Source organism: Sporolactobacillus caesalpiniae, assembly GCF_040513385.1.
Taxonomy (GTDB): Bacteria; Bacillota; Bacilli; order Bacillales; family Sporolactobacillaceae; genus Sporolactobacillus.
Map to the genome: position 1 here is coordinate 203,990 of NZ_JBEVCB010000005.1, position 23,046 is coordinate 227,035.

Consider the following 23,046-nt stretch of genomic DNA (forward strand, 5'->3'; position numbering starts at 1 on the left):
CCTGCCTCTTTTAATTTTTTGGGAAAAAAATCACCCACGGCTTCAATAACCGTGGGTGATCGGAATTTCTCGCGATAAATAAAAACCACACGGATTATTGATTCTTAATCCATGTGGTTATTTTTCCAAGTCAAATCGTACCGCCTTGGCTTCCGCATGGATGCAACCTTCTGCTGAAGTGTTTGCATCCTGTTGAAGCGAATGCAAACACTAACGAAAGAAACCAAAGTAGTAATAAAAGTTATTCAATTGGAGTTTACGTTCATCAATCATCATAAAAACTCCTTTTGAATTGGTGATTATATTTATATCAAATTTTTCGAAAAGTGTCAACTTTATTTTGCACTCATTCAAAAAAATTCACTACTGCATCGTTTTATTGATCAGGCCTATTTTCAAATTATCTTCAGTATGGATGATTTAAAAAAACGCATCACAAAGAATCATTTTCAAAAATAAACAAATACTAGTAACAAAAAGGTTATTGAGGTGTACGTACGTATGTATCTACTGGCAACTATTTACAGTCAATTCGACGATAAGGTCAGCGCGTTGAATCAACAGAAGTTAACGATTTGGTATGAACATTCTTTTTTAAATTGGCGATGGTGGCTCGGCGTTGTTTTCATCATTGTACCCATTCTTATTTGGATCACATGCCGAGATAAAAAGAGTGCGGATCGTTTGCAATACGCAGGTTTACTTGTCGCGCTTGTCTCCTCTTATTTAGACTACGTCGGCATTTTTTTCAGACTCTGGAGATATGACTACGAGGTCGTTCCCTTTACAGCTAATTATTTTCCAACCAGTTTCACGATTTTGCCCATTTCAATCATGTTTTTATTGCAAATAAAGCCGCATGCAAATCCCTTTATAAAGGCAGTGGTTTTTTCTGTTTTCTCTCTTGCCGCACTTCTGGTTATCCAATGGATCGGCCTTTACCAGCCGCTGCGCTGGAACTATCTCTACTCCATGATCATTCAATTCTTTTTATATCTGTTCGCCCATGTCCTGAGTACGCGGAAACGTTTTGAGCCGCTGGGATAATTAACGTTGCAATCGTTTTCCGCTCAGATAAGATGGCGAGCTTTCGGGTAAAGAGGTTCATCATGAACATGCCTTGAAAGAAGCTGTTTCTTTGCTCATCCTTGATCAGCTGCTTGATCATCCCGTCACGTGTATCTGAAAATTGGTGCATCTTTCACACCTTCTCGTGCATTGACCCTTGCCTTTCATGCATTTCCTATGGGTTTAATCGCTCAGCATCCAATCAGCTTTCTTAGACAGCAAAAAAGAGCCCCGAATCAGGCTCTTCTTATCATCTTCACTTGTTCAATCAAACAATCCGAGCTGTTCGGTTTCGCCAAGCCGTTCAAGGACCTGGGGATCATGATCTTCGAAAAAGGCCTTGCGAATCCATTTTTCCTTGGTCATCACTTGTTTACCCGATCCGGACGAGCCTCTTAAGCGGCAGCTGTAAATCACCGGAAAATAGTCTTGCAGGAATTTTCCCTCGGCAAGGGCGGTCAACGCGATGATCTGAAAACCGAGCTGCTGGGCGACAAAGAAAACCGGACTCAGTACATGATCGCTGGATGCCTGACCAAACGGATTGTCGAGAATAACGGCACGGTGCAGCTTGGCACTTGATTGGATATGTTTCTTTTTCTCGGCGACATAGTTGAGGATGCCTAAGAAAAGCGTCATGTTCTTACTCCACTTCTCTCCTCCTGACCAGATATTGCTTTGTTCCCATGAGTACGAGCGTGTCGTTACCGTATTGTCATTGGCCACTTTGCGGCAGCTGACCTTCAGCACCTCATTGTCCATGACGATCCGCAACAATTGTTTGGATTGGAGCCACATATCCAGTTCCTTCCGAACCTTGCCACTGTCCTGCCGACGCTCTTCGTCCAAGAAGCGCTCGTCTTCGAGCTGAGTCAGAATCCATTCAATGTAATTTCGGATTCGCGTTTTGCCTTCCTCTTCGTTCCAATCAGGAATTTTAAAGGCATAGATCGGTTTCCAATCGTCCTGAATCTTCACTTTGGTTTTCTTTGGAATCTGCCGCAATTCCTCAGCCAACGTACGCAAATGTGTGTGAATCTGGTCGATGAAAAGTTGAAGATCCTTATCACTTTGGCGGATGTGTTCGTGCGCATAGTGGGAGATACTTTCAATACGCGTCGCCATATTTTTCTTGAATTCAATGATCGCCTCATAGCTCTGTTTTGTTTCAATGCCGCTGATTGCCATCTGCCGCAGCTTTACATCGGAAATATTTTTGCGGCAGAAGGTGCGGAAGCTTCGCTGCGCGCTTGCAACCTCAGTTGTGCCTTCCGCGACGCGCCCTTGATTTTCCTTCAGACTGTGCTTTGTTGTCGCAACAAAATTCTTGCGGTTATACGTGAAGTCAAGAATCTCCTCATTCGTCAAGGAGATTGGCGAAACATCCGGCGCTTTAAAATGATGCGCTTCCTCAAACATCTCAAGCTCATATTTCGCTGACTCAATAACTTCGCGTTCCTTTTCGATCCGGACAGCTTCCTGGTCAATATAAGTCTTCCGTTCATTCAGGTGTTTTTTCTCCGCAGCCAAATCTTTTTTGGCATTACCGTCATAAGTGTCAAAAGCAATCCGTTCTTCATTTGGATAACTTTTTTCAAACTGGATGACGAGCGTGTCCAGCTTTCCTTCTTGCTTATTTTTTTCAGTTTCCGCCTGCCGAACGTCATCGCCGCATGTTTTCTCTTCCTTGATCTGGGCGGAAATACGATCCTGCAGCGACTGAATCTGCTGCTTGCCGTCTACAGGAAACGCGCGCGATTCATCAATCGTTCCCTCACTGCGGCGCAGCAGATCCATTTCGTCCGTGAGCCGCTTTATATTTCGAACAGCTTCGTCACGTTTGGCGATCCATTCGCCTCGGGCCGTATCAATTTCGCGCAGCTTCAACCGTAAAATGTCAATCTTATCCTTAATTACTTTCTTGCTTTCATTGGTTGCAGCAGGTGTCAGCTCGCTCAACGATTGGTAGTCATCATCCTGGCGCAGCAACTGCAGTTGCAACTTGATATCTGCCGCCCTGCGTTCAAGGGTCCCGCGCTCAGCATTCAATCGGTTCAGTTTTTGGTTCACTGCGTCGAGTTCTTGCTCCACAAGCTGCAATTTTTCTTTTAGTTGCTGCTCAAGGCTGCGTCCCTCTGCAACCGTCTGTTCTACGCGGAGGTAGTCATGCCCTTTTTCGATATAGCGAGCCAGACCATGCCGTTCCTCACGATATTGGTTGACTTTATCGCGGTCGTTGCTGATCTGGGCATCCAAATCAATGATCGTTTGTTCTTCACGTCGAAGCTCCAGGGCAAGCTGCTCATCCTTATTTTTCAATTCACCAAGCTCTGTTTTCTTGTTATCGGTTGATTCATAAGGATAGTCCGTTAAAAATTGGCGGAACGCCCGGAGCGTGTCCTTCCATTCGGCAAGCTCCTGCTCCTTTGCCACGCGGTCGGCGGTCGCTTTTTCTGCCTCAAGGCCAATTTGCCTTTTCCACTCAGCAAAGGTCGCCGCGTCCGTATTTCCTCGCCAATGACTTGGCGCAACCCATGAACGGATCGTACTCTGCTCATGCACCTCAAGCGCTTCTTCAGTTGTAAGCACCGTGATTGGATACTGCAGCCGATCGGCAACGTGGTTCAGCTTATCGACCACTCTCGACTTATCCGTATTAGTGGTCACCAGTGTCAATGGCCAGAGCGGGTAACGCAGGCGTTGTTTGCGTTCTTCCTCACTCATCGACTGGAGATAGTCTACACCGCTAACCAGATAATCAACTTGATTTTTCCAAGAGAACAGCTGTTTTTCTAAAAATGTATCACCGAAAAAGACGTCCTGATCGGCATGATCATCGACAAATCGTCGCGCGATCCGCTCTTTGTGGAAAAGTGCTTCGCGATCCGCCGTGATTTGATTCATCTTCTCAAGCATCCGCTGTTCAATGGAATCCGGCTCAAGATAGACGGTTTCAAGCGCGGACCATTGACGGCGCAGCGCGGACAGCTGCTCAATCACTGCGCGCTGCGCTTTCTCCATCGCGGCCAGCTCGGCGCGCAGCCGATCCATTGCCCGATTGGTTTCGATACGCTCTGTTTGCACTGCTGCCTTGCGTTCCCCGGCCTCTTTTTTGTGACTAAGGGCATCCTTCTCCTGCTGATTCACTTTGATGATCGTCTCATCGAGGAGCTGATCGCGTTCCTGCCACTTAACCAGCTGTTCTTTAACCGTTTCTTGTTCCGGATTCGAAAGCAGTTCCCGTTTTAATTTTTCTAGTTGCTCAAGGCGCGTCTTCACAGCACCCTTGGTTTCCGACAGACGGGCAAGCAGCCCCTTTTCCTTGTCGGACGCATTCTTCTTTGTCTGCTCGTCCGCCTCAATCCGCTTAAGAATCGGCTGCAGCTGTCCGCCTAGTTCCTGCTCGGTCTTCGCAAGTTCTGCCAGATCTCGCTCGTAGCAGCCGAGCAGTTCCCGCCGCGCCGTCTCCAGCTGATCACGAAGATCGCCGGCATCGTCCTTCTGATCAAATTGTGCCAGCTGCTTCTCAAACAAGCGCAGCGCGTCGTCCTGCTCCTGACATTCCTGATTGGCTTTTGCCCACTTTAACGCATGAAGTTCATGCCTGTTTTGCTGCAGCGCCTCCTGAATTCGTGTTTGTGCCGCGAGCGCCTTCTTATACTTACTTTCACGTGCGCTCAGCACGGACTGTTCACTAAAAATGGTATATGAGTCAGACTTTAACGCATGAGCGAAGCTGCCCGCCTTCCATTCTTGCAGATCCGAACGGTTTGCTTCCTGCGCAGCGATCTGTTTGCGCTGCTCAAGAATAATTTCGTTCCAGACGCCCTTCGCCCGCTGCTTCGCTTTCTCGTAGTCCATTTGGTACTCATGCAGCGTATCATAGGTTTCGCTGTATTTTTCCAGTTCACCGCTGATCTGTTTATTTTCCTCAATCGTTTCTTTCAGTTTTTTGTAATTCTTCAAACTCGCCAGCTGTTGTTCAAACAAATCGGCGAAGAGGTGGCTGTCGTGACCGACAATCGAATCTTCCACGGTCGGAATCAGCAAGCGGTCGAACAGTTGATTGGTATTCTTACATTCATCAAAGAAAGCCTCAACACCGCCTTCCGAACTGTTGATTTTAACGATGCTTTCCCATTCGCTCGAAATAATGGTGTACTGTTCCTCGAGAAATGTCTTATATTCTTTAATCGTTTTGAAGGTTTGCGCACTCAGCGTCTTCTCGCGCATGCCGGCGTAGTAGTCTTGCATTTCGCCGCGTTCGGCCGCCCGCTTACCCTCACGAGTCTCTCGGACAAAAGGAATGCCCTCGATTCCGTTCGGGTCATTTTCGTTGTATTCATAGACATAGCGCAGCGAATCCAAGCCATTTTTCACGGTGTAAAGTGAGACCGCCGTGACCACGTAGCGTCTCGGCCGCTCATTCATGATCCATTCAATCGCGATGTGCGCGGGGGCATTTTCCAGCATCAGCGTATTTTTGATCTTGCGGTCGGCCAGATCAGTGTGCGGCAGAATCGCCTGCAGCGCGGTTTGAATGAATACCGTTTTCCCGCCGCCGTTCTCAATCAGAATCGCGCCGTTGTGCCCGTCAAAAAGGAACAACTCATCATTATAGCGTTTGTTTCCTTCTTCATAGATCACGTTCGTCAAGCGAATTTTACTGATCGTCGGCATGCTCTGCACCTCCTTCAAAGCCGTAAATGAATTCAAAAATACCCTTATTGTATTCGACTTCCATAAAATAGCGTTGGATAATCGTCTTCGCCTTTTCCGTCAGCCGAATCTCCTCATTGCCGATGTCCTGCACCAAGTCTTGATCAACCAAGAATCGTTTCACCGTATCAATAAAACTCATTCGGCTGATTGTATTGCCGCTCTGCTTTTTTGCCTGTTCCTTAATATCATCCATGTCGTCCCATTTCTGAATAATCAATCGCCAGTTATAGAAAAATTCATTTTCCAGTTGTTTAAGTTCATCCTCGTCATGCGTTTTGAGCTGATCAATCCGTTCCTGAATAAAACGGATCCATTCATCCATGCGCAGGAAAAGACGCGTCGGCTCCTGGCTTTGGTACGTGTCGTAGAAACTGCCGAATAGGATCAGTGTCGCGAAATAGAGTAGATAAAGATCTCCGTTCGTCGCCCCGCTGCGCAAATAGTTGCGCTTGATCCATTCGTTGCTGACATGGAATGGCGAGAGCTTCGTCTCCGGCACAAGAAACAGCTGCTCGCTTGTACTGATGATCACACAATCCACCTCATGGCTGAACGTATCAAGAAGACTTCGCAGCTCGTCATCCGCCCGATAACTTTGCACCGCGTCATCTCCCGCCACGCCATCGCGGGCGAGCACGGTATAAAGGCGAAATGCCTTGACAACTTTATGTTCAGAATAGTTCATTTTCTTCGCCCTCCAAATGGATTTGCAATTCTTGGATGGAAAATCGCTTGGATTTTCGAATCATTCCTTTACCCTCACGCACATGCAGCGTTCGGTTTTCGAGCAGTGCGAGCGCTTCGTCAAGGATGGCATTACTTTCCTCATCCTCTGATTCGCCGTATCTGATTGGCGAGCGTTGATGAAGAATCAGCCAGAATTGGTAAAAATAGCGTCGTTCCAATAATTCTGCATGCCCATGTTCATCAAGAAAATTCATGAACCGGGACAAATTTTGCCCCTGTCCTTGTTCATAGGCACTCAGAAAAAGACCCATGAGCTGTTTGTATTTTTCAGCCAGCGCGTGCCGGTAAGATTGATCCTCTTCATGCTCGTCCGCTTCAACAAATCCCTGATCATCGCGTTCCTCACGTTCTTCATTGATTTTTTGGTCGGCAAGGACCGTGAGCGGCGACCATGTTTCATTCTCTTCTACGTTAAGAAACGGTTGCAGGACTCCGATCATTGCTTCGGCAGGCAATGGCGTAGCCAGGATTTTCGCGGTAAGATCCTGATCAAAATTGAATGCTTGAATACCGGTGTAGTACAGGGATTCCTGAGCGGTCAGCAGCGTCGTATTTTTCAAATCTAGGGTTTGCTCCAAAAGCCGCGAATGATCATAGTGTACCGACTCCAGTTCGCGCGCGATCGTCAAAACCAAATCATAGGTACGGATCTCCCGCTTATGCACATCCTTTGCATACAGCCGATCACGTGTTTCCTTAACAAATTGGCGCAGTTCCTTGAACTCCTCATCCTCACGTTTGAGCCGTCCATAGATATCTTCCAGCAGCTGCTTGTAGCGCTCAAAGGTCTCTTCCGACACAATACTGCGCTGAATCTCATGCTTCAGCCGCCCCATGCGCTCCTCAAGACTCTCGACATCGATCCGCATTTCATTAATCTGCCGCAGCGCGCCTTTGAACTCACCCTTGTCCAGCTGTTTCCGAAGCATCAGCTGATTAATCGACAGTTGAAATTCACTGTAAAATTCCTTTGTCGCAAAGACAAGCTCAAGCCCGTCTTCGTCCAATGTGTAATATTGTGTGTTCGTTTTCAAGTCAAATGAGTTGGCCTTCAAGATCGAATAGTCGATGCTGTCCTCTTGATTTGTTTCCCAATTAAAAAAGGTATAACGCCGTTTTTTCCCGGTTGTGGGACGGAAGGTTTGAATAATTGATCGGGCGATACGTTCATAATCGGTCTCATCCAACTGATACTGAGCCGCAATCACCTTTTCCAAAAAAGCGGCCAATTGTTTCACCCCGGCCTTGTACTGGCGCATCAATTTCTGCTCAAAGAAAAATAACAGTGAAAGCAGACCGAGGCCTTTCATGTCGATATCTTTTTTCTCGTGATCCTGTTCGCGCTTGCGCTCCAGCTCATATAGGGGATCGAACAGAGCGAGCCGACGTATCCGTTCCTTATAGCCGTTTACGATTTCGCGCAGATCAAGCTCTTCCAATCCGTTCCCCTCCATATGTGTTGTAATTCTCTCGTCTTCAGAATTTCTTGCGGATAGTACTTTCCATCATGAAGCATCGTGCGTATTCGTTCGGCCTGTTGTTCTGAGAAATAGGCGAGGAATTGCTCCGTCGCAAGGCTCCGAGACCGCTGATACGCTTTGCCAACGGCCGGCGCCTTCTTCAAGCAAGCTAGATAAAAGGGCAACGCCGGTCGCGCTGCTTGTTTCTGATTAAGAGAATACCAGATTGACAGCCCTTCCCGATCCAAATCGCCAAAGTACAAGAAGTGATGCTCAGCATCGATCGGATATTGCATCGAAAACTGTTCGATACTCTTAACAACTGCCTTGCCGCACCCATAAATCAGTGTCGCACAATTTGTCTCTTTTAATACCGGCAGAAGACCTTGATAGGTTGTTTTATTTTCAACAATAAGATGATACTGTTCTTTTTCATTTAGTTTAAGTGGATTGATTGCGAACATTAAAGGATCTGAGACGGGGATAATAGTAAGGCGAGCATACAAACCGATTTTTTCTAATAGTTCCTTCCCACCCTTCTCGTCAATCCACTTCTCATCCTCAACCAATTCATAGCTTCGCTCCGGCGCGGGAACGAGATCTGTCGGAAAACCATGTGTTTTGAGATAACGATCAATTTTGAGGAGATACGGGAGATGGTTCTCCCACAATGAAGGATCCGCGCGATAATACCCGTCAAGATTGATTGCCGTGTGCAGTTTCGCCCGATAATGCTGCAGTTCTTGGTGATAGTCACCACTCAATGCGCTCTTATTAATCCGATACTTGAGCGCAAGCGATGGCGTGCGTATCGTCCGACCGGTGGATCGCACCATGATCAATACGTTCTCTTTTTCGAACTGAAGAATCCTGTCCGCGAACGTTTCATAGGTCTGAAAAAACGGCGTGAGCAGTTTCTCAAGCTCGCCTAATTCAACGGTTTTCTTTGAAAATTCTGTTAAACGCTTTATCACTTCATCCAATCACGCGCACCTCCGCTCACAGTTCGCTTATAGTCTCATTATACTTAACTTTCGATGTATTTGCGGCATAGTTTTTAAGCCAACGGGGATTTTACCAGGTGAACGTGGCCATCTATGAATGCACACCTGAACTGCGGTGGTTCGGATTTTCTGATCTTATCGGCCTATTTGCGGAGTTTATCGGTCCGTTTATGCATTTTATCGGTCTTTTTCCGGAGTTTATCGGTCTCTCTTTATGCGTTTTATCGACCTGTTTGATTTCCTGCGTCCGCACACTCGTGACTTCAGTCATGAGTAAGGACGCCCTTCTTTTGTAAAAAAACGAACATTTGTGCTATATTTAAGGTAACCATTTTTTACAAAAAAGGAGGAACGGCTGTGCTCATCCAAAAGGCGTTTAAGTTTCGGCTTTTCCCTACGGAAGAACAAGCCGTTCAAATCAATAAGTCCATTGGATGCAGCCGGTTTGTCTACAATCATTTTTTAGACTGTTGGGAAAAGACCTATAAACAAACCGGGAAGGGCTTAACCTATAACACCTGCAGTAAAGCCCTGACGCAGCTCAAAGCCGAGCTGCCTTGGCTCAAAGAGCCGGATAAGTTTGCCTTACAGAATAGCTTAAAGAACCTTTCCAAGGCTTATGACCGGTTCTTTAAAAAACAAGCCAAGCATCCTCGCTTTAAGAGTAAAAAGAATCCGAATCAGGCGTATAAGACCTGCTTCACCAATCACAATATTGAGGTGACGGATCAAACAATCAAACTTCCTAAACTGGGCTGGGTGCGTTACGCCCGCTCTCGTCAGGTGAAAGGACGCCTTTTATCTGCCTTTATCAGGCATGTGCCGAGCGGCAAGTATTTTATTTCGCTCGTTGCGGAAACGGAAGTAAAAGAACATCCGAAAACCGGCAAAGCAGTCGGCATTGACTTAGGGTTGCTGGACTTCATGACTTTGTCTACCGGAGAAAAAATCACCAATCCCAAGTTTGGGCGTTCCATGGAACAAAAGCTTCGCCGTGAGCAGCGAAAGCTGTCCCATCGCTACGAGGGAGCGAAAAAGCGAATCCTAAAACAAAAGAATCTTACCTTAAGGGATGCGCGCAACTATCAGAAACAAAAGATTAAGGTTGCTCGTCTTAAAGAAAAAATCAGTAACCGTAAGACAGATTTTTTACATCAATGGTCCACGAAACTGGTCAAAAATCACGACCAGTTGGTGGTCGAAGACCTCAACGTCAAAGGGTTACTAAAAAACCATCATTTAGCCAAAACCATTAGTGAGGTCAGTTGGGCAGAATTTGTGCGTCAACTCACGTATAAAGCCCAATGGTATGGCAAAACACTGATAAAAATAGATCGCTTCTTTCCCTCTAGCCAGAGGTGTGCCACTTGCGGGCACCAGGATGGAAAGAAAGCGCTCCACATCCGGAAATGGGACTGCCCGCAATGCGGGGCTCACCACGATCGAGATGTCAATGCAGCTCTCAACATCTTGCATGAAGGGCTAAAAAAGCCCTCAATTGGGGGCTGAATAAAAGCTAAGAACCGTCGGAACGACGGGGTTCGCCTGCTCAAAGAAATGAGCCGCTACCCAATGATAAGTCGTGTTGGGCAAGCTTATTGTTCGCAGGAACTTTTGATTGAGAGATCAGAAGCCCGCGACTTTAGTCGTGGGAGGTTCACTCTCTAGCAATCACAGACGGATCCGTACCCATTTTTCTGCGAACATCTATTCATTTTCCAAGCTCCTTGTACTTTCCTGAATGATCAGCTTCGTCTTTAGTTTGATGTTTGCAATCTGCTCTTTTGGTTGATGGATTTCCTGCATTAAATAGTAAATGGTCAACTGAGCCTTTTCTTTCACGTTCTGTTCAACCGTTGTTAGCTTTGGCCGGGATTGCTCCGAAAAAATATTATGATCAAATCCGGTAATCGACATGTCCTCTGGAATCCGAAAATGATTATCTTGCAGCAAATTCAACGCGTCAACGGCTAAGTAATCAGAAGTAAAAACGAGTGCTGTATAGGATTTAAATCGTGTTTTTATTAATTGAGTTAAATAGTCATGACGTTCATGAACTTTGTAAGGAAGTCCAAAGAAGTCTTTTTCTTGATCAAAATTAATACCGGCATCCGCCATTGCCTGTTTAAAACCACTAAGTCTCTGCTCATCAACACCAATTAACTGATTTCCATCAGCACAAAACCCAATGTTCTTATGCCCTAAATGAATTAAATAGTTAGTCACATCATAACAACCCTCATAATCTTGCAAGCCGACATTTATAAATCCTTTTTTCATTGCAGGCTCGTCAACATACGTATCAATAAAAGCAATCGGCATCTGCGCGACCTGACTAAATTTTTCCGCATCTGCAGGTAACGCCCCCAAGATAACAAGGCCTTCAATTTTCCACGCTGAGGCTAGATTGAGGCTTTCTTGAACACTCCCAGATGTGTACAGCATCATATAGTAGCCATTCATCCGTATCTGCTCCTCTAAATACCCAATAATTTGGTTGTAAAAAGGATCAGACACAACGTTAACTTCAGAACGTCGCGAATAATTTAAAATCACGCCAATGATTTTCGAGCCATTTTGAGATAGGATTCTGCCACTCATATTGGAAACGTAATTTGCTTGATACAGTGCCTCTTTTACCTTCTTGTAATTTTCTTCTGATACCTTATTCTTCCGTCCATGAATAACATTCGAAACCGTTGTCGGACTAACGCCAACCATTTCGGCTATTTTTTTGATAGTTACCATAGGGAACTCCTTTTGTCAGCATGGTTTTTTGGCTGCCTTTCATAAGATATCTACTGATATGATAGCGAATTAAGGGATGAATAATCAACTCATTATGTCAGCCGGCGGACGCACCGTGCTATAATCAGTGCATACGAATTAACAAAATAAAGACATCAATACAGAGGAGCAGATACGTCCCATGAATGAAACAATTAAGACCCTTTTGAACCACCGCAGTATTCGAAGCTTCACGAAACAACATATCCCGCAGGAACAAGTCAATCTGCTCATCAGTGCCGCTCAGCATGCAGCGACAAGCAACTTTTTTCAGCAATACTCCATTATTGGTGTGACCGACCCGGAAAAGAAAAAAGCATTGGCTGAGATTGGCAACCAGCATTACATCGCGGAAGCAGACCGTCTTTTTGTGCTTGTCATCGACATGCACCGCAACGCGAAGATTGCCGAAGCAAAAGAACAGCCGACCGATGTACTGAGTTCCACTGATTTCTTTTTCAGAGCATTTAGCGACACGGTTATTGCAGCGCAAAATGTTATTGCGGCAGCCGAAAGTCTGGGACTTGGCACCGTATACCTCGGCAGTATTCTGAATGATCCTCAGGCCGTGATTGATCTTTTAAAATTGCCAAAGTTCACCTTTCCGGCCTTCGGAATCGCAATTGGCTACCCGGATCAATCGCCACAGCTTAAGCCGCGTCTGCCTAAGGAAGCCGTCTATTTTGAAAACGAGTATCGATCCACGGAAAATGCGCTGGGAGAATTAGAAAACTATGACCATGACGTGAATCAGTATTACGATCTGCGCGATGCCAACCGTCGTGTGGATACCTTTACCAATCAAATTGCCAAAGCTGTTTCCGGCAAACAATCGGAAGAAAAGAAGAACATGTTGGAGACACTAAGAAGTCAGGGGCTTGTGAAGTATTAATTTAAGAAAGAAGGAACTATATGGGGTCAAAACCCGTCTACAAAACATGGATCAGAAAACATAAATTAATTACATTTTTAGTCATCAGTGTTTGTCTTATTGCTGCTGCTTTTAGTCCCATAAACATGTATATACGTATTTTGTCGGGACTGCTCGCACTTCCGTTTTGCTATATTTCCTTTATCGTTTCCTACACATACTATCAATTCGCACCGTTTGGGAATAATTTTCAATCGATCATCCATGATTTGATTTTACAAAAGTTAAAATGGGATGGAGAGGGAAAATTACTCGATATCGGTACAGGAAGCGGATCGCTTACGATCAAAGGGGCAAAAGTATTTCCTAAAGGACAATTTGTAGGAATTGATTATTGGGGCAATAACTGGGAGTATTCCCAAAAGTTATGTGAGCGTAATGCTGAAATAGAAGGCATTTCGGATCGAGTTGCATTCATTAAAGCGAGTGCATCGAAGCTTCCGTTTTTAGATAATGCATTTCAATCAGTTATTAGTTGCTTGACGTTTCATGAAGTTAAGGATGAAAAAAATAAAATTCTGCTTTTAAAAGAGGCTGTCAGAGTCTTAGATTCGGAAGGTGTCTTCGTTTTTATGGATCTATTTACGGACAATAAGACATACGGAAACTATAGTGACTTTTTAACCGAAGTGAAGAAACTCGGGGTTTCTGAATTTAAGGCGGTTAAGCTCAGTGCCTTGATAAAGTTGCCCCGCGTCCTTCAAAGTAAGAAAGCTTTGGGGAATGCAGTGCTTTTAATCGGGAGAAAAGGCTCATCCATTTAAGTTGTTTTTTATAATCATTGTCGTTGTCATATGGCGTAGAAAGTCAAAAAACGCTTTAGAAAGAGGCGAGTGCGGATGTCTTTCGCGGAAACACCTACCCCACCTTATTACGCAGTCATTTTCACCTCAAAACGAACTGCGATTGAGGAAAAAGAATACGACATTGTCGCTGATCGAATGGTTGCGCTCGCTAGAGAACAGCCTGGATTCCTTGGCGTCGAAAGTGCGCGGGACGAACAGGGCATCGGCATAACCGTTTCGTACTGGTCCTCACTCGACGCCATCAAGCAGTAGAAAAAGAACGCAGAGCACCAAACGGCTCAGGAAAAAGGCAAACGTGACTGGTACGAATCGTTCGTTACGCGCATCAGCAAGGTCGAACGGGATTACACATTTAAGTGCTGATAAGAAAACCGGGCTTTGCCAAGCTAATGAGGAGTTGTTTTATTAATGGCTGAATGGGGCACCCATTATCTGGATTTAAGTGAAGAAACAAGGGAAGAATTGTTGCACTATCTTGGCAAGAATGACGAAACCTATGAGAAACGGTGGACGAAAATGAGTGAAAAGCGCCGTTTTTTCTCATGGAATTGGTCGGCGTTCTTTGCTTTCACTTTTTGGTCCGCACACCGAAAAATGTATTACTTGTCCTACGGATATTTAATACTCTCTACACTTTTCAGCTTACTCTTCAGCAGTATACCTGATCTTGCTAATCTGTTTTTTGGCCTTCTAATTGGCGTTTTGTTCGCTTTATTTAGCAACTATTTTTGCTTCGTAAACGCCTTGAGAGCGATTAGAAAAATAAAAACAAAAATTCCGGATCGCAGCGACCGCATTCACTACCTTCAAACTCATCCCGGATACAGTTGGCTCGCATTCTGGATCTATTTGTTCGTTGATATTGCTGTAACGGTTGCTACAAGCTTTATTTGACTCCAATTCTTAATTATTTTTTCTCGTTTACAGCTATGGGTTAAGATCAGATGCTAAATTCCCTTGTTAATCAAAATCGCAAGTTCTCGCAAACGGTCGTACTGCCACTTGCGCTCTTTTTCGACCGCTGCCGGTTCACCACCCGTAGCATAAAATACACTTTTTGCCGCATAGGTCGATGCATGGAGCGCGTGATCTACGCTGCAAGCAGTCGCAGCAGCTTGACCCGCCGCTTGAGCAGTGGCGACAGTTGCATCTTCCGTTGCTTCTCGCGCCGCGGCATCTGCCGCAAAAGCTGCTTTTCGTGCTTCGTCTACGCTGACTCTGCCGCGTGCCCAAGACCGGGCCGCTGCAATCGCTTGCCGAGGCCGCTCATCATGAGGATGTTTCTGTTCAAAATACCGGATGACGTGATCGGAGCAAACAGCCGCCCATAATGCTGCTGTCTGTTGTTTTACCAATTTTAGCTTTGCATCAATTACTTTTTTATGCTCTGTGTCCACAAATTTCATCAACAAATCCGCTCCTTTTTTCATAAATCTTAAATAGATAGAGGTAGAGTGCCATGCTGATCAGCGAGAAGAGGAGCAGAAGGCTGAAAACACCTATTGGCAGCACCAGTCCAAGTACAGCACCAAAATTATTCGCCGTCATAAATGTTGCGAACACGTGACGGCGCTCCTTTTTCGGTACTAAATCCGCTACCATCGCAGAACTGGGCGGAGAATAGAGTGCGGAACCCAAGCTGACCCCAATAAAATAAAGGTAACTCATCCATGCGGAGGAAGAAAGTGCAAGCGCCGCAAACATTATCGTTTGAACAGCCGCGCCAAGCAGCATGATCGGCCGTCGACCTATTCGATCCACGAGACCTCCTCCGGTCAAATTGCCCAAGTACTGACAATCGGCGGAATCATCATCAGCATTCCCGCAATCGAATTGCCTAATTCCCGACTGAAGTAAACCGTCAGGAACGGAAAATACATCCAGTAAAATAAATGAACTATCGCTTCACCTAACAATCGGATTTGTAAATTATGGTCCCATTTCAGTATCGTCACTTCGATCCTCATTTCTCGCATCTGCGCGTGCGGATGAAGTAACTAGTAACGACGGTACAGCCTCGTCGATCATTTTTGCTGCTGCCTTTTTGTCTCAAGCCAGCCGTCGAAATCAATACAAATAATTTTTTCTATTACTTTTATTCTAACACTTCCCATGAATAGAATGTGTTAGAATGTGTTAGAATGTGTTAGAAAGCCAGGGGAGGAATGAAACATGCTTGCAGAAGGCTTAACTGTTGAACTGAAACGTCAGGTTGTCGATGATATTCGAAAAACAGTTGTCGCTTTTGCCAATACAGATGGAGGGACAATTTATGTAGGAATTGGAAATGCTGGTGAAGTCATTGGTGTTCCGAATCCAGATGAAGAAATGCTAAAGTTGACCAATATGATCAGAGATGCAATTAAGCCTGATGTCACACTGTTTACCACTTGCGAAACGGAAATGATTGAAGGAAAGCTCGTGATAAAGTTAGCTGTACAGAAAGGTACGGAAAGCCCTTATTACCTTACTGCCAAAGGGATGCGTCCGGAAGGTGTATTTGTTCGTCAAGGGCCCTCTTCCGTTCCCGCCACAGGAAGCGCGATAAGAAAAATGATAAAAGATACAGACGGTGACAGCTATGAGACAATGCGTTCACTGCATCAAAATTTGACTTTTGATGCTGCAAATAAAGAATTTAATACGAGACAAATTCTTTTTGGAACAAGCCAATATAAAACTTTGGGGATCGTCAATGAGGATGGCCTTTACACGAATCTCGGTGCGCTGTTGTCGGATCAATGCATGCATACCTTTAAGGCAGCCGTTTTCGAAGGGACAGACAAAGCGGTATTTAAAGATCGTCGTGAATTTGACGGTTCCTTGCTCAAGCAACTTAACGAAGTCTATGACTATATTTCTCAGTTCAATCGTACCCGAGCAGAATTTTCCGGGCTTCACCGCGTGGATATGAAGGACTATCCTGCGGGCGCTTTGCGTGAAGCTCTGCTTAATTCTTTAGTTCATAGAGATTATGCTTACAGCGCAAGTACTTTGATCAGCATTTTTGATGACCGGATCGAATTCGTTTCAATCGGCGGCTTGGTCAAGGGCCTATCAATTGACGATATCATGCTTGGCGTTTCTATGACACGCAACGAGAAATTAGCCCATATCTTCTATCGTTTAAAACTCGTAGAAGCATATGGCACGGGCGTACCTAAAATGATCAGCAACTACGATGACTGTCCCTTAAAACCGAAATTCGAAGTCTCCGAAAATGCATTTAAAATTACGCTTCCTAACAAGAATGCAACATCTAAGAAAAATCTACTGTCTGATCAAGAACAGGTAGTGATTGATCAGATCGGAAAAAGCACAAGAATCAGTCGTAAGGACGTAGAGAACAGTTTACAGATTTCTCAAACCATGTCCGGCCGCATTATCAAACAGCTCATAAACAAGGGACTAATCGAAAAGGTGGGAAAAGGTAAAAACACAGCATATACCCTCAAACGAATCAAATAATTGGCGATCAATTGTTTGCTTATATCTCAACTTTCGCAGAGTGAAAATCCGAAATAACCCTTGATATAACGTACTTTGTGGCCTATTCATTATGTTTCTTGACAAAATAGAAAGACACCTCAACTTTTGGTATAGTGATTTTGACGAAATACACTACCAAACAGAAGAGGTGCCCTCTATATGATAGCGAAAAAAGGTCAAAATAATCAACTACCATTAGAAATAAAAGCAAAATTCGATGAGTTGAAGATTCTAAAACATTTACGTCAGGCAGGAATTCAAAAAGCCTTCGGCTTTTCCAGTGGTTATCTTTTTCAGCTTATTTTTCGTCTGATCTTTACCCAAAGAAATTGGTATCGTTTACTGGAGAGTAATAAAGCAGATGAATTACCAGGCAAGGATGCTGTTTATCGTTTTTTAAACTACCCGAAGTTTGCCTGGCGCCGCTTCCTGACGGCACTAAGCGTATTCACGATTATGAAAGTCAGCCGTTTGACGAGCACCTGCCACACTAAAGTACTCATTCTGGATGATTCATCTTTTTATCGCGACCGCAGTAAGCGCGTCGAACTTTTGGCTCATTGTTTTGACCATGCCAGGAGAAGACACTACAAAGGATTTCGTATGCTGACATTAGGATGGTCCGACGGATCAACGTTCCTGCCCATTGATTTTTCACTCCTTAGTTCAAGCAAAGAAAAGGCAAAAATTAATGATATCAATTCGACGATTGATAAGCGTTGTTCCGGCTATAAAAGACGAATCGAAGCTTTACAAACAGCTCCTGAACAAATCCCTGGGATGGTTAAACGGGCCTTGTTGAACGGAATTGATGCATCCTATGTTCTGATGGACAGCTGGTTTACCCAACAACCTTTGATCAAGGCTTTGACCGATCAAGGTATCGATGTTATTGGTATGGTGAAACCAACGAATCAGCGCTATCGAGTAGGCTCTCAATGGGTTGGATTAAGAACGCTGTATCGACTGTCGAAGCCCGTAACCAGTCACAAAGAAATTTTACGTTCTATTCGTACCACAATGGCTAATGGAGTCCCGGTCAAAGTTGTGTTCGTTCAAAACCGCAATAAACAAAGTGAATGGCTAGCCATCTTAAGTACTGACTGCACACTTACAGAACAGGAAATCATTCGTACGTACGGCATGAGATGGGACATTGAATTATTTTTTAAAGCAACGAAGTCATTTCTTAAGCTTCAAAAAGAGTTCCAGGGCAGATCGTACGATCTGCTGATTAGCCACACAACCATTGTCTTTACAAGGTTTATTCTCCTGTCTTGGCAAAACCGTTGCAGTACAGATAATCGAACCCTTGGTGGTATGTTTTATGAACTCTGTGACGAAATGAATGAACTGGATTGGGCTGTAGCACTGACGCAGCTCATGGATATTCTTCATGACGCCCTAACAAAAACAAAAAAATCAATCAAAAGATGGGTTACTTGTCAACTGACACAATGGATTGAGAGCTTACCCAACTATATCAAGGTTTATCTGCCCAAATTAGGGTGCGAAAGTTGAGTTATATCATTTATTCGATTTCAAGAATTCGCAGCGATGTGCCTTCATTATGGCCAAAAGCACAAAATGGACGAATCGCTTAATCAAAATGTGTTTTATTGTGCGCTTGATTAGTCAAAAAATCCCGCAATAATAGATTATCACGCCCCAATGATCGAGCCGCTGCAATCGCTTGCCGAGGCCGCTCATCATGAGGACGTTCCTGTTCAAAATACCGGATGACGTGATCGGAGCAAACAGCCGCCCATAATGCTGCTGTCTGTTGTTTTACCAATTTTAGCTTTGCATCAATTTCTTTTTTACGCTCTGTGTCCACAAATTTCATCGACAAATCCGCTCCTTTTCCTTAAACAAACATTTATATGCATCTTATGTTCCCTTTTTTACCTGCTCATAGTTCTTAACGAGATACATATAGAGTACCCTACCGTTCAGCGAAAATAGTCAAAAAATAAAACGCCCACTTTAATCTTGTGGACGTTTTTATAGTTGTAGGCACTCAAGAAGACAAAATATTTTATAGGTTCTCCATTTACCTGTTTCTCGGAACCTGATGTGCTTTATACTATTCTTCCTGTTATCTCTGTAAAACAATCTCTGAAAGTTGGTGTTTGCTAAGGAATTGATCTAGAATTTCATTAAATCGATCCGCATATTCCCAAAATAACAGATGATTGCCAAACGAATGCACGTCACTATTTGGAAATTCTTTTTGTATATAAGGCGTAGCGGCATCTGAGCGCGCGGATGAAGTAAATGTTAACGAGGGCACTGCTTCATCAATCGTTTTTGCTGCTGCTTTTTTGTCTGTAAGCCAGCCGTCAACATAGAGCGCATCGGCAATTTGATGCGGAATGCGCAAGCTTGGCGCTGTAAATCGGCTCTTTTCTTCATCAGTAATCGCGTGATCGAATAGGAGATTTTCAGCAAATGAATCAATAAACTGACGATAATGTTCGGCAGAATCCAGAGAATGGTTGTGGACGGCGATGAGGTCTTCAAGTGTCCCGGCTACCCACTCATCAGAATCCGAGCTAAGGGTCCGCGGGGATACATCAATGGTGACAGAAGCCGAAATGTTTTGAGTTCCAAAATGTTCCACATAAGACCATAAGGTTAAACCACCAAACGACCAACCGGCCAACACGACATTTTTTAAATCAAGGTGATCGATCAATTTTCCAAGATCCGCTCCCTGCACATCGTACGTATTTCTGTTTACACTGATCGTTGATTTTCCATGATTTCGTGGATCTACCGCAATCACGCGATAACGCGTGGAGAAGTAAGCAATCTGTTTTTCAAATACATCAATACTGAATGTCCAACCCGGAATAAAAATGAGCGGCCGTCCACTCCCTTCATCACGATAGTGCAACTCAATACCTGGCTCTACTTCAAAATAGTGTTCTGCCATGTTCATTCACCCTTTTTCGTTTTTTAATCACCCTTAATTTTTCTCGGACTAGCTCAGATGACTATTTATCCATTTATTGAGGCAAATAAAAAAGAGATTTCCCGTGTTCAGAAAACCTCTTTACAGGTTCTGTTTATCTGCCGGGATTACCGCTGGATTTAGCACAGTACCTCTTTGCAAGGTCCGCTGCTGAGGGATCATCAGGCCAGATCCTTTACCCTCTCTGGATAAACAAACATATAACCAAGTATTTAGGTGTGATTTATTGTATTATAGCACTATTCCCACCTGTGTCAATAAGAAAAACGGGGCAAACCTGGTCTTTACTTCCACAGGATACGGTGACTTTCACTAAATGCGGTTTTGAATCATCAAGCTTGTCTTGATCAAACAGTTCTAGTTCATGAATCATTTTGATCCTTGATTAAGTAACGTGGACGGAATAAAAAAAGCGGAGTTTTTCCGGTTATATGCATCATGACGCTTGTTTCACAGGTAAATAAGGGTAATTTTTCCGGTTAAGCACAGAAAAATCCTCCATTTTCACGTTTTTCGATTCGATAAGCGGAATTTCTCCGTCTATTTAAGCAATTTTTTCATTAATTTTCTAATTAAGCGGAATTTTTCCGTTTATTTATCAGATTTAACGCTTAACCTGATCGCCCAACCGATAAGTTCGGATGGGGAATCAGCCTCTTATGACGCTTATCGTCGTACCAGTGGGACAAAATCATAAGATTTTTTACTTGTAAGAAAAATTGAGCGAAAGCGCCTGGTCCTCTGCTGTCAATCTGTATGGAGCTTTGATCCGTTAACCTTGTGACTTGAACGAGCGTCGCTTCAGCTGCTCGCTTGCCGCGGCGATCTGGGAGCCTCCTCAAACAGACGCATGCCAGCGGTGTCTCCCCTGGCGCACGATTCTTTCTTTCGTTCCGCATCTCATCAAATGAACGCACACAAAATGAGGGATAGCGTCAATGCTATCCCTCCTGCCATTGCCTATTCGATTCAAATGACCCACATTAACGATAGTTGTTATGCGTCGGTTGAAACACGTCCTCGTCTGAATTCAGTACCAGCGAGAAATGGTCGTCATTGTCGTAACCGTTCAGCACTCGATTGTGATGTTGGATAATCTGCGCCGCAGATAATATCGGAGTATCCGCAGTCGAGTGGGCATCACCGACCAGTGTGACATCAAAGCCGTTGACCGTAGCCATTCGAACGGCGGTATCAATACAATATTCGGTCTTACATCCTACAATAACAAGATGTTCACTACCATGCTCCTGAAGGAATTTTAATAAAGGTGTGTGATAAAAAGAACTTGTTGCGCTTTTATTAAAAATCTCAGCATCATCCGGTATATGAATTGCCGGGTGAACCTGGAATCCTTCTCCTTCACCGCCGGATACACTGGTGTCGCGGACAAAGACTATGGGAATATTCGATCCCACAGCTTTTTCGATTACAAGATTGATTTTCCGAAACAACTCTTCTTTATTATATACGCCGGGCTCCTGTGAATCACCCTCAATCAGCGTCAGTTGCGAGTCAATAACAAGTAAAGCCTGGTTCATCAGCAGCACTCCTTTACCGTTTGCACTAGTCGCCAAGTTTGTCTCTAATCAGACGCCTCATTAACTAGTACTAATTCAATTGTTTGATATATTCGTAGTAGCCAAGTTTATGAAAAGTGTACCAATCATCTGCTTCAGCTTCATCCTTCATGCCCAGCGCCACTAAAACTTCTTTTGAAAATTCTAAAGCGGCAGTTCCATTAGCGGTGATTCTATTAGCACTACGGACAGCTTGTTGATCTATATACTCTTTTTCGCCGCTATAATTTTCCCCTGCCGCTTTCTTCAATTTCTCCAGCTGATTGCTTGTATGCTTACCTTCATTGAGAAATCCGTGCATTCCCAAAAATACCGTGGCGTCACAAATAGCGCCTAAGACAACGTTCTTTTCTAATGCCCTTTTTATGAGCGGTATGATCTTTTTACTGGATTCCTTTCGCCACGAGTTACCACCAATGAGAATTAATCCATAGAACTGATCATCCACCGAATCGATGTCATAGTCCGGAATAACGGTGAATCCTCCGATCGAATGAACCGGCTCCTTTGTTAAAGATACTGTCTTAACACAATAATCGTTTGTTCCTGCTCCTGAGCCTCTCATAATTTCGGAGGCAAGGTAGGCACCTTCCCAGTCAGCGTATTCTTCCAAAAGTACAAATAATATCTCCTTTGCAGTCACCTCTGCTCATCCTTTCTTGCTCGTGTTACTTACGCAAAGTAAGTTGCATAGGCATTCTCGTTTTCATTTATAAAAGTATAACAGATTTGTATTGAAGCTGATCAACACTTATCGAGATCAATGTAAATTTTGCCCCGACCGGCGGATTTAGCGCGCTTCTCACGATAGAGGCGGTTCAATAAACGGCTGACGGTTTCCGGTGTGACACCAATATATCCCGCCATATCCTGTTCTGTCATCATTGTCGAGATAAGTACCCAACCATCCGTCGCCTTAGTGCCTGATTGCTGCACGAGCCGCTTCAACAACGAAACAAGTTGAACGAGCGCAGGCTCAAGAACAGAATCAGCATATCGATTCATCAGCTCCTGACTTTTCTTAGCAAAGAATTGCGTGAGTCGGCGTTCGAGGGAAGGATAGCTGCGCATCAGTTCATGCATCTTCTCCCTTTTGATTACAAAAAGCAGACACGGTGTAATCGTCTCACCATTCGCCGGATATCGATTTTCATCATCAACCAAACCGGTATGCGGAAACAGGTCACCACACGAGAACAGACTTGCGATCCACTTCTTCCCTTCCCTATTTTGATGATAGGCATGGATCAGTCCATCCACAACAAAAAAGTAATGGGTCAGAGGTTCCCCTTGAACAAACACTGCCTCTTTAGCACGGTATTGTTTCATTACCCCCATTGAAACCACTTGCTTCAGCGCGTCATCCGTAAACTCTTGAAACCAGCCGGCCGCCTTTAATTCAGACATCGAACACCCTCCTTCCTTTCATTTTTCATCACCATTCCATGCTATAATGGCTTTTTCTATAGAATAAG

Annotated in this window: 22 protein-coding genes, 1 pseudogene and 1 riboswitch; of the genes and pseudogenes, 9 read left to right on the forward strand and 14 right to left on the reverse strand. The window is 44.4% G+C overall.

The window, feature by feature from the left end; translation table 11 throughout:
* Positions 1-501 precede the first annotated feature (501 nt).
* Entirely contained in the window at positions 502-1,047 is a 546-nt protein-coding gene (locus ABWW58_RS11405; protein ID WP_353869262.1) for a CBO0543 family protein, read from the forward strand.
* Between the two features lie 285 nt (positions 1,048-1,332).
* Here ABWW58_RS11405 and ABWW58_RS11410 read toward each other — a convergent pair whose 3' ends face one another.
* Genes ABWW58_RS11410 through ABWW58_RS11425 form a run of 4 tightly spaced genes read right to left on the reverse strand, consistent with a single transcriptional unit; the run spans position 1,333 to position 8,971 of the window.
* The gene (locus tag ABWW58_RS11410) at positions 1,333-5,748 is read right to left on the reverse strand and encodes a coiled-coil domain-containing protein (protein ID WP_353869263.1); all 4,416 of its coding nucleotides are present in this window, start codon (positions 5,746-5,748) and stop codon (positions 1,333-1,335) included.
* The gene (locus ABWW58_RS11415; RefSeq protein ID WP_093673247.1) at positions 5,732-6,475 is read right to left on the reverse strand and encodes a DUF6063 family protein; all 744 of its coding nucleotides are present in this window, start codon (positions 6,473-6,475) and stop codon (positions 5,732-5,734) included. Before ABWW58_RS11415 ends, ABWW58_RS11410 begins: the two co-directional genes overlap by 17 nt.
* On the reverse strand, positions 6,462-7,976 hold the full coding sequence (locus ABWW58_RS11420) for a replicative DNA helicase (protein WP_353869264.1): 1,515 nt from the start codon (positions 7,974-7,976) through the stop codon (positions 6,462-6,464). The genes ABWW58_RS11415 and ABWW58_RS11420 overlap by 14 nt, the downstream gene beginning before the upstream one ends.
* Positions 7,946-8,971, reverse strand: coding sequence for a Wadjet anti-phage system protein JetD domain-containing protein (locus ABWW58_RS11425; protein ID WP_353869432.1), 1,026 nt, complete (start codon positions 8,969-8,971; stop codon positions 7,946-7,948). The genes ABWW58_RS11420 and ABWW58_RS11425 overlap by 31 nt, the downstream gene beginning before the upstream one ends.
* 107 nt (positions 8,972-9,078) lie before the next feature.
* Between ABWW58_RS11425 and ABWW58_RS11430 the strand changes: the two genes are divergently transcribed.
* Together ABWW58_RS11430 and tnpB are read left to right on the forward strand one after the other, a co-directional pair.
* Positions 9,079-9,297, forward strand: coding sequence for a hypothetical protein (locus tag ABWW58_RS11430; RefSeq protein ID WP_353869265.1), 219 nt, complete (start codon positions 9,079-9,081; stop codon positions 9,295-9,297).
* Positions 9,298-9,358: 61 nt separating this feature from the next.
* The gene (tnpB, locus tag ABWW58_RS11435; protein WP_353869266.1) at positions 9,359-10,510 is read left to right on the forward strand and encodes an IS200/IS605 family element RNA-guided endonuclease TnpB; all 1,152 of its coding nucleotides are present in this window, start codon (positions 9,359-9,361) and stop codon (positions 10,508-10,510) included.
* Positions 10,511-10,708: 198 nt separating this feature from the next.
* On the opposite strand, the gene ABWW58_RS11440 is transcribed toward tnpB, so the two are convergent.
* Complete coding sequence (locus ABWW58_RS11440; RefSeq protein WP_353869267.1) at positions 10,709-11,749, reverse strand: LacI family DNA-binding transcriptional regulator; 1,041 nt, start codon at positions 11,747-11,749, stop codon at positions 10,709-10,711.
* Positions 11,750-11,930: 181 nt separating this feature from the next.
* Here ABWW58_RS11440 and ABWW58_RS11445 point away from each other — a divergent pair, with 181 nt between their 5' ends.
* The 4 genes and pseudogenes from ABWW58_RS11445 (at position 11,931) to ABWW58_RS11460 (ending at position 14,419) form a co-directional block, all read left to right on the forward strand.
* Positions 11,931-12,680, forward strand: a complete 750-nt coding sequence (locus tag ABWW58_RS11445) for an NADPH-dependent oxidoreductase (protein ID WP_353869268.1) — start codon at positions 11,931-11,933, stop codon at positions 12,678-12,680.
* A 20-nt stretch (positions 12,681-12,700) separates the two neighbouring features.
* Complete coding sequence (locus tag ABWW58_RS11450) at positions 12,701-13,483, forward strand: class I SAM-dependent methyltransferase (protein WP_353869269.1); 783 nt, start codon at positions 12,701-12,703, stop codon at positions 13,481-13,483.
* 75 nt (positions 13,484-13,558) lie between these two features.
* A pseudogene (locus ABWW58_RS11455) lies at positions 13,559-13,888 on the forward strand (antibiotic biosynthesis monooxygenase family protein).
* A 45-nt stretch (positions 13,889-13,933) separates the two neighbouring features.
* Positions 13,934-14,419: a DUF2628 domain-containing protein gene (locus ABWW58_RS11460; RefSeq protein WP_353869270.1), complete on the forward strand. Its 486-nt coding sequence runs from the start codon at positions 13,934-13,936 to the stop codon at positions 14,417-14,419.
* Positions 14,420-14,472: 53 nt separating this feature from the next.
* Here ABWW58_RS11460 and ABWW58_RS11465 read toward each other — a convergent pair whose 3' ends face one another.
* The 3 genes from ABWW58_RS11465 to ABWW58_RS11475 are packed head-to-tail and all read right to left on the reverse strand — an operon-like array spanning position 14,473 to position 15,480.
* Positions 14,473-14,931: a putative immunity protein gene (locus ABWW58_RS11465; RefSeq protein ID WP_353869433.1), complete on the reverse strand. Its 459-nt coding sequence runs from the start codon at positions 14,929-14,931 to the stop codon at positions 14,473-14,475.
* The gene (locus ABWW58_RS11470) at positions 14,906-15,286 is read right to left on the reverse strand and encodes an MFS transporter (protein ID WP_353869271.1); all 381 of its coding nucleotides are present in this window, start codon (positions 15,284-15,286) and stop codon (positions 14,906-14,908) included. Before ABWW58_RS11470 ends, ABWW58_RS11465 begins: the two co-directional genes overlap by 26 nt.
* Positions 15,287-15,300: 14 nt before the next feature.
* Positions 15,301-15,480: a hypothetical protein gene (locus ABWW58_RS11475; RefSeq protein WP_353869272.1), complete on the reverse strand. Its 180-nt coding sequence runs from the start codon at positions 15,478-15,480 to the stop codon at positions 15,301-15,303.
* A 217-nt stretch (positions 15,481-15,697) separates the two neighbouring features.
* Between ABWW58_RS11475 and ABWW58_RS11480 the strand changes: the two genes are divergently transcribed.
* On the forward strand, positions 15,698-16,993 hold the full coding sequence (locus ABWW58_RS11480; protein WP_353869273.1) for an RNA-binding domain-containing protein: 1,296 nt from the start codon (positions 15,698-15,700) through the stop codon (positions 16,991-16,993).
* 180 nt (positions 16,994-17,173) lie between these two features.
* Positions 17,174-18,535, forward strand: a complete 1,362-nt coding sequence (locus tag ABWW58_RS11485) for an IS4 family transposase (RefSeq protein ID WP_353867754.1) — start codon at positions 17,174-17,176, stop codon at positions 18,533-18,535.
* 79 nt (positions 18,536-18,614) lie between these two features.
* Here the strand turns inward: ABWW58_RS11485 and ABWW58_RS11490 are convergent, their stop codons facing one another.
* The 6 genes from ABWW58_RS11490 to ABWW58_RS11515 all read right to left on the reverse strand — a co-directional run bounded on the left by ABWW58_RS11490 (position 18,615) and on the right by ABWW58_RS11515 (position 22,978).
* Positions 18,615-18,860: a putative immunity protein gene (locus tag ABWW58_RS11490; RefSeq protein WP_353869274.1), complete on the reverse strand. Its 246-nt coding sequence runs from the start codon at positions 18,858-18,860 to the stop codon at positions 18,615-18,617.
* A gap of 252 nt (positions 18,861-19,112) precedes the next feature.
* A complete protein-coding gene (locus ABWW58_RS11495) occupies positions 19,113-19,952 on the reverse strand; it encodes an alpha/beta fold hydrolase (protein ID WP_353869275.1) in 840 nt (279 codons plus the stop codon).
* A gap of 130 nt (positions 19,953-20,082) precedes the next feature.
* Positions 20,083-20,186: riboswitch (SAM riboswitch) on the reverse strand.
* A gap of 416 nt (positions 20,187-20,602) precedes the next feature.
* Positions 20,603-20,833 (reverse strand): hypothetical protein, encoded by a 231-nt coding sequence (locus tag ABWW58_RS11500; RefSeq protein ID WP_353869276.1) that lies wholly within the window; start codon positions 20,831-20,833, stop codon positions 20,603-20,605.
* A gap of 141 nt (positions 20,834-20,974) precedes the next feature.
* Complete coding sequence (locus tag ABWW58_RS11505; protein ID WP_353869277.1) at positions 20,975-21,532, reverse strand: cysteine hydrolase family protein; 558 nt, start codon at positions 21,530-21,532, stop codon at positions 20,975-20,977.
* A gap of 70 nt (positions 21,533-21,602) precedes the next feature.
* On the reverse strand, positions 21,603-22,214 hold the full coding sequence (locus ABWW58_RS11510) for a type 1 glutamine amidotransferase family protein (protein WP_353869278.1): 612 nt from the start codon (positions 22,212-22,214) through the stop codon (positions 21,603-21,605).
* A gap of 101 nt (positions 22,215-22,315) precedes the next feature.
* The gene (locus tag ABWW58_RS11515) at positions 22,316-22,978 is read right to left on the reverse strand and encodes a Crp/Fnr family transcriptional regulator (protein ID WP_353869279.1); all 663 of its coding nucleotides are present in this window, start codon (positions 22,976-22,978) and stop codon (positions 22,316-22,318) included.
* Between the last annotated feature and the right edge of the window lie 68 nt (positions 22,979-23,046).

Excerpts from the sequence above, each read along its gene's own strand:
- ABWW58_RS11515 (WP_353869279.1), bottom strand. The coding sequence starts at position 22,978 with ATGTCTGAATTAAAGGCGGCCGGCTGGTTTCAAGAGTTTACGGATGAC.
- ABWW58_RS11505 (WP_353869277.1), bottom strand. The coding sequence starts at position 21,532 with ATGAACCAGGCTTTACTTGTTATTGACTCGCAACTGACGCTGATTGAG.
- ABWW58_RS11445 (WP_353869268.1), top strand. The coding sequence starts at position 11,931 with ATGAATGAAACAATTAAGACCCTTTTGAACCACCGCAGTATTCGAAGC.
- ABWW58_RS11460 (WP_353869270.1), top strand. The coding sequence starts at position 13,934 with ATGGCTGAATGGGGCACCCATTATCTGGATTTAAGTGAAGAAACAAGG.
- ABWW58_RS11490 (WP_353869274.1), bottom strand. The coding sequence starts at position 18,860 with ATGAAATTTGTGGACACAGAGCGTAAAAAAGAAATTGATGCAAAGCTA.
- ABWW58_RS11485 (WP_353867754.1), top strand. The coding sequence starts at position 17,174 with ATGATAGCGAAAAAAGGTCAAAATAATCAACTACCATTAGAAATAAAA.
- ABWW58_RS11450 (WP_353869269.1), top strand. The coding sequence starts at position 12,701 with ATGGGGTCAAAACCCGTCTACAAAACATGGATCAGAAAACATAAATTA.
- ABWW58_RS11465 (WP_353869433.1), bottom strand. The coding sequence starts at position 14,931 with ATGAAATTTGTGGACACAGAGCATAAAAAAGTAATTGATGCAAAGCTA.
- ABWW58_RS11415 (WP_093673247.1), bottom strand. The coding sequence starts at position 6,475 with ATGAACTATTCTGAACATAAAGTTGTCAAGGCATTTCGCCTTTATACC.
- ABWW58_RS11440 (WP_353869267.1), bottom strand. The coding sequence starts at position 11,749 with ATGGTAACTATCAAAAAAATAGCCGAAATGGTTGGCGTTAGTCCGACA.
- ABWW58_RS11480 (WP_353869273.1), top strand. The coding sequence starts at position 15,698 with ATGCTTGCAGAAGGCTTAACTGTTGAACTGAAACGTCAGGTTGTCGAT.
- ABWW58_RS11410 (WP_353869263.1), bottom strand. The coding sequence starts at position 5,748 with ATGCCGACGATCAGTAAAATTCGCTTGACGAACGTGATCTATGAAGAA.
- ABWW58_RS11405 (WP_353869262.1), top strand. The coding sequence starts at position 502 with ATGTATCTACTGGCAACTATTTACAGTCAATTCGACGATAAGGTCAGC.
- ABWW58_RS11495 (WP_353869275.1), bottom strand. The coding sequence starts at position 19,952 with ATGGCAGAACACTATTTTGAAGTAGAGCCAGGTATTGAGTTGCACTAT.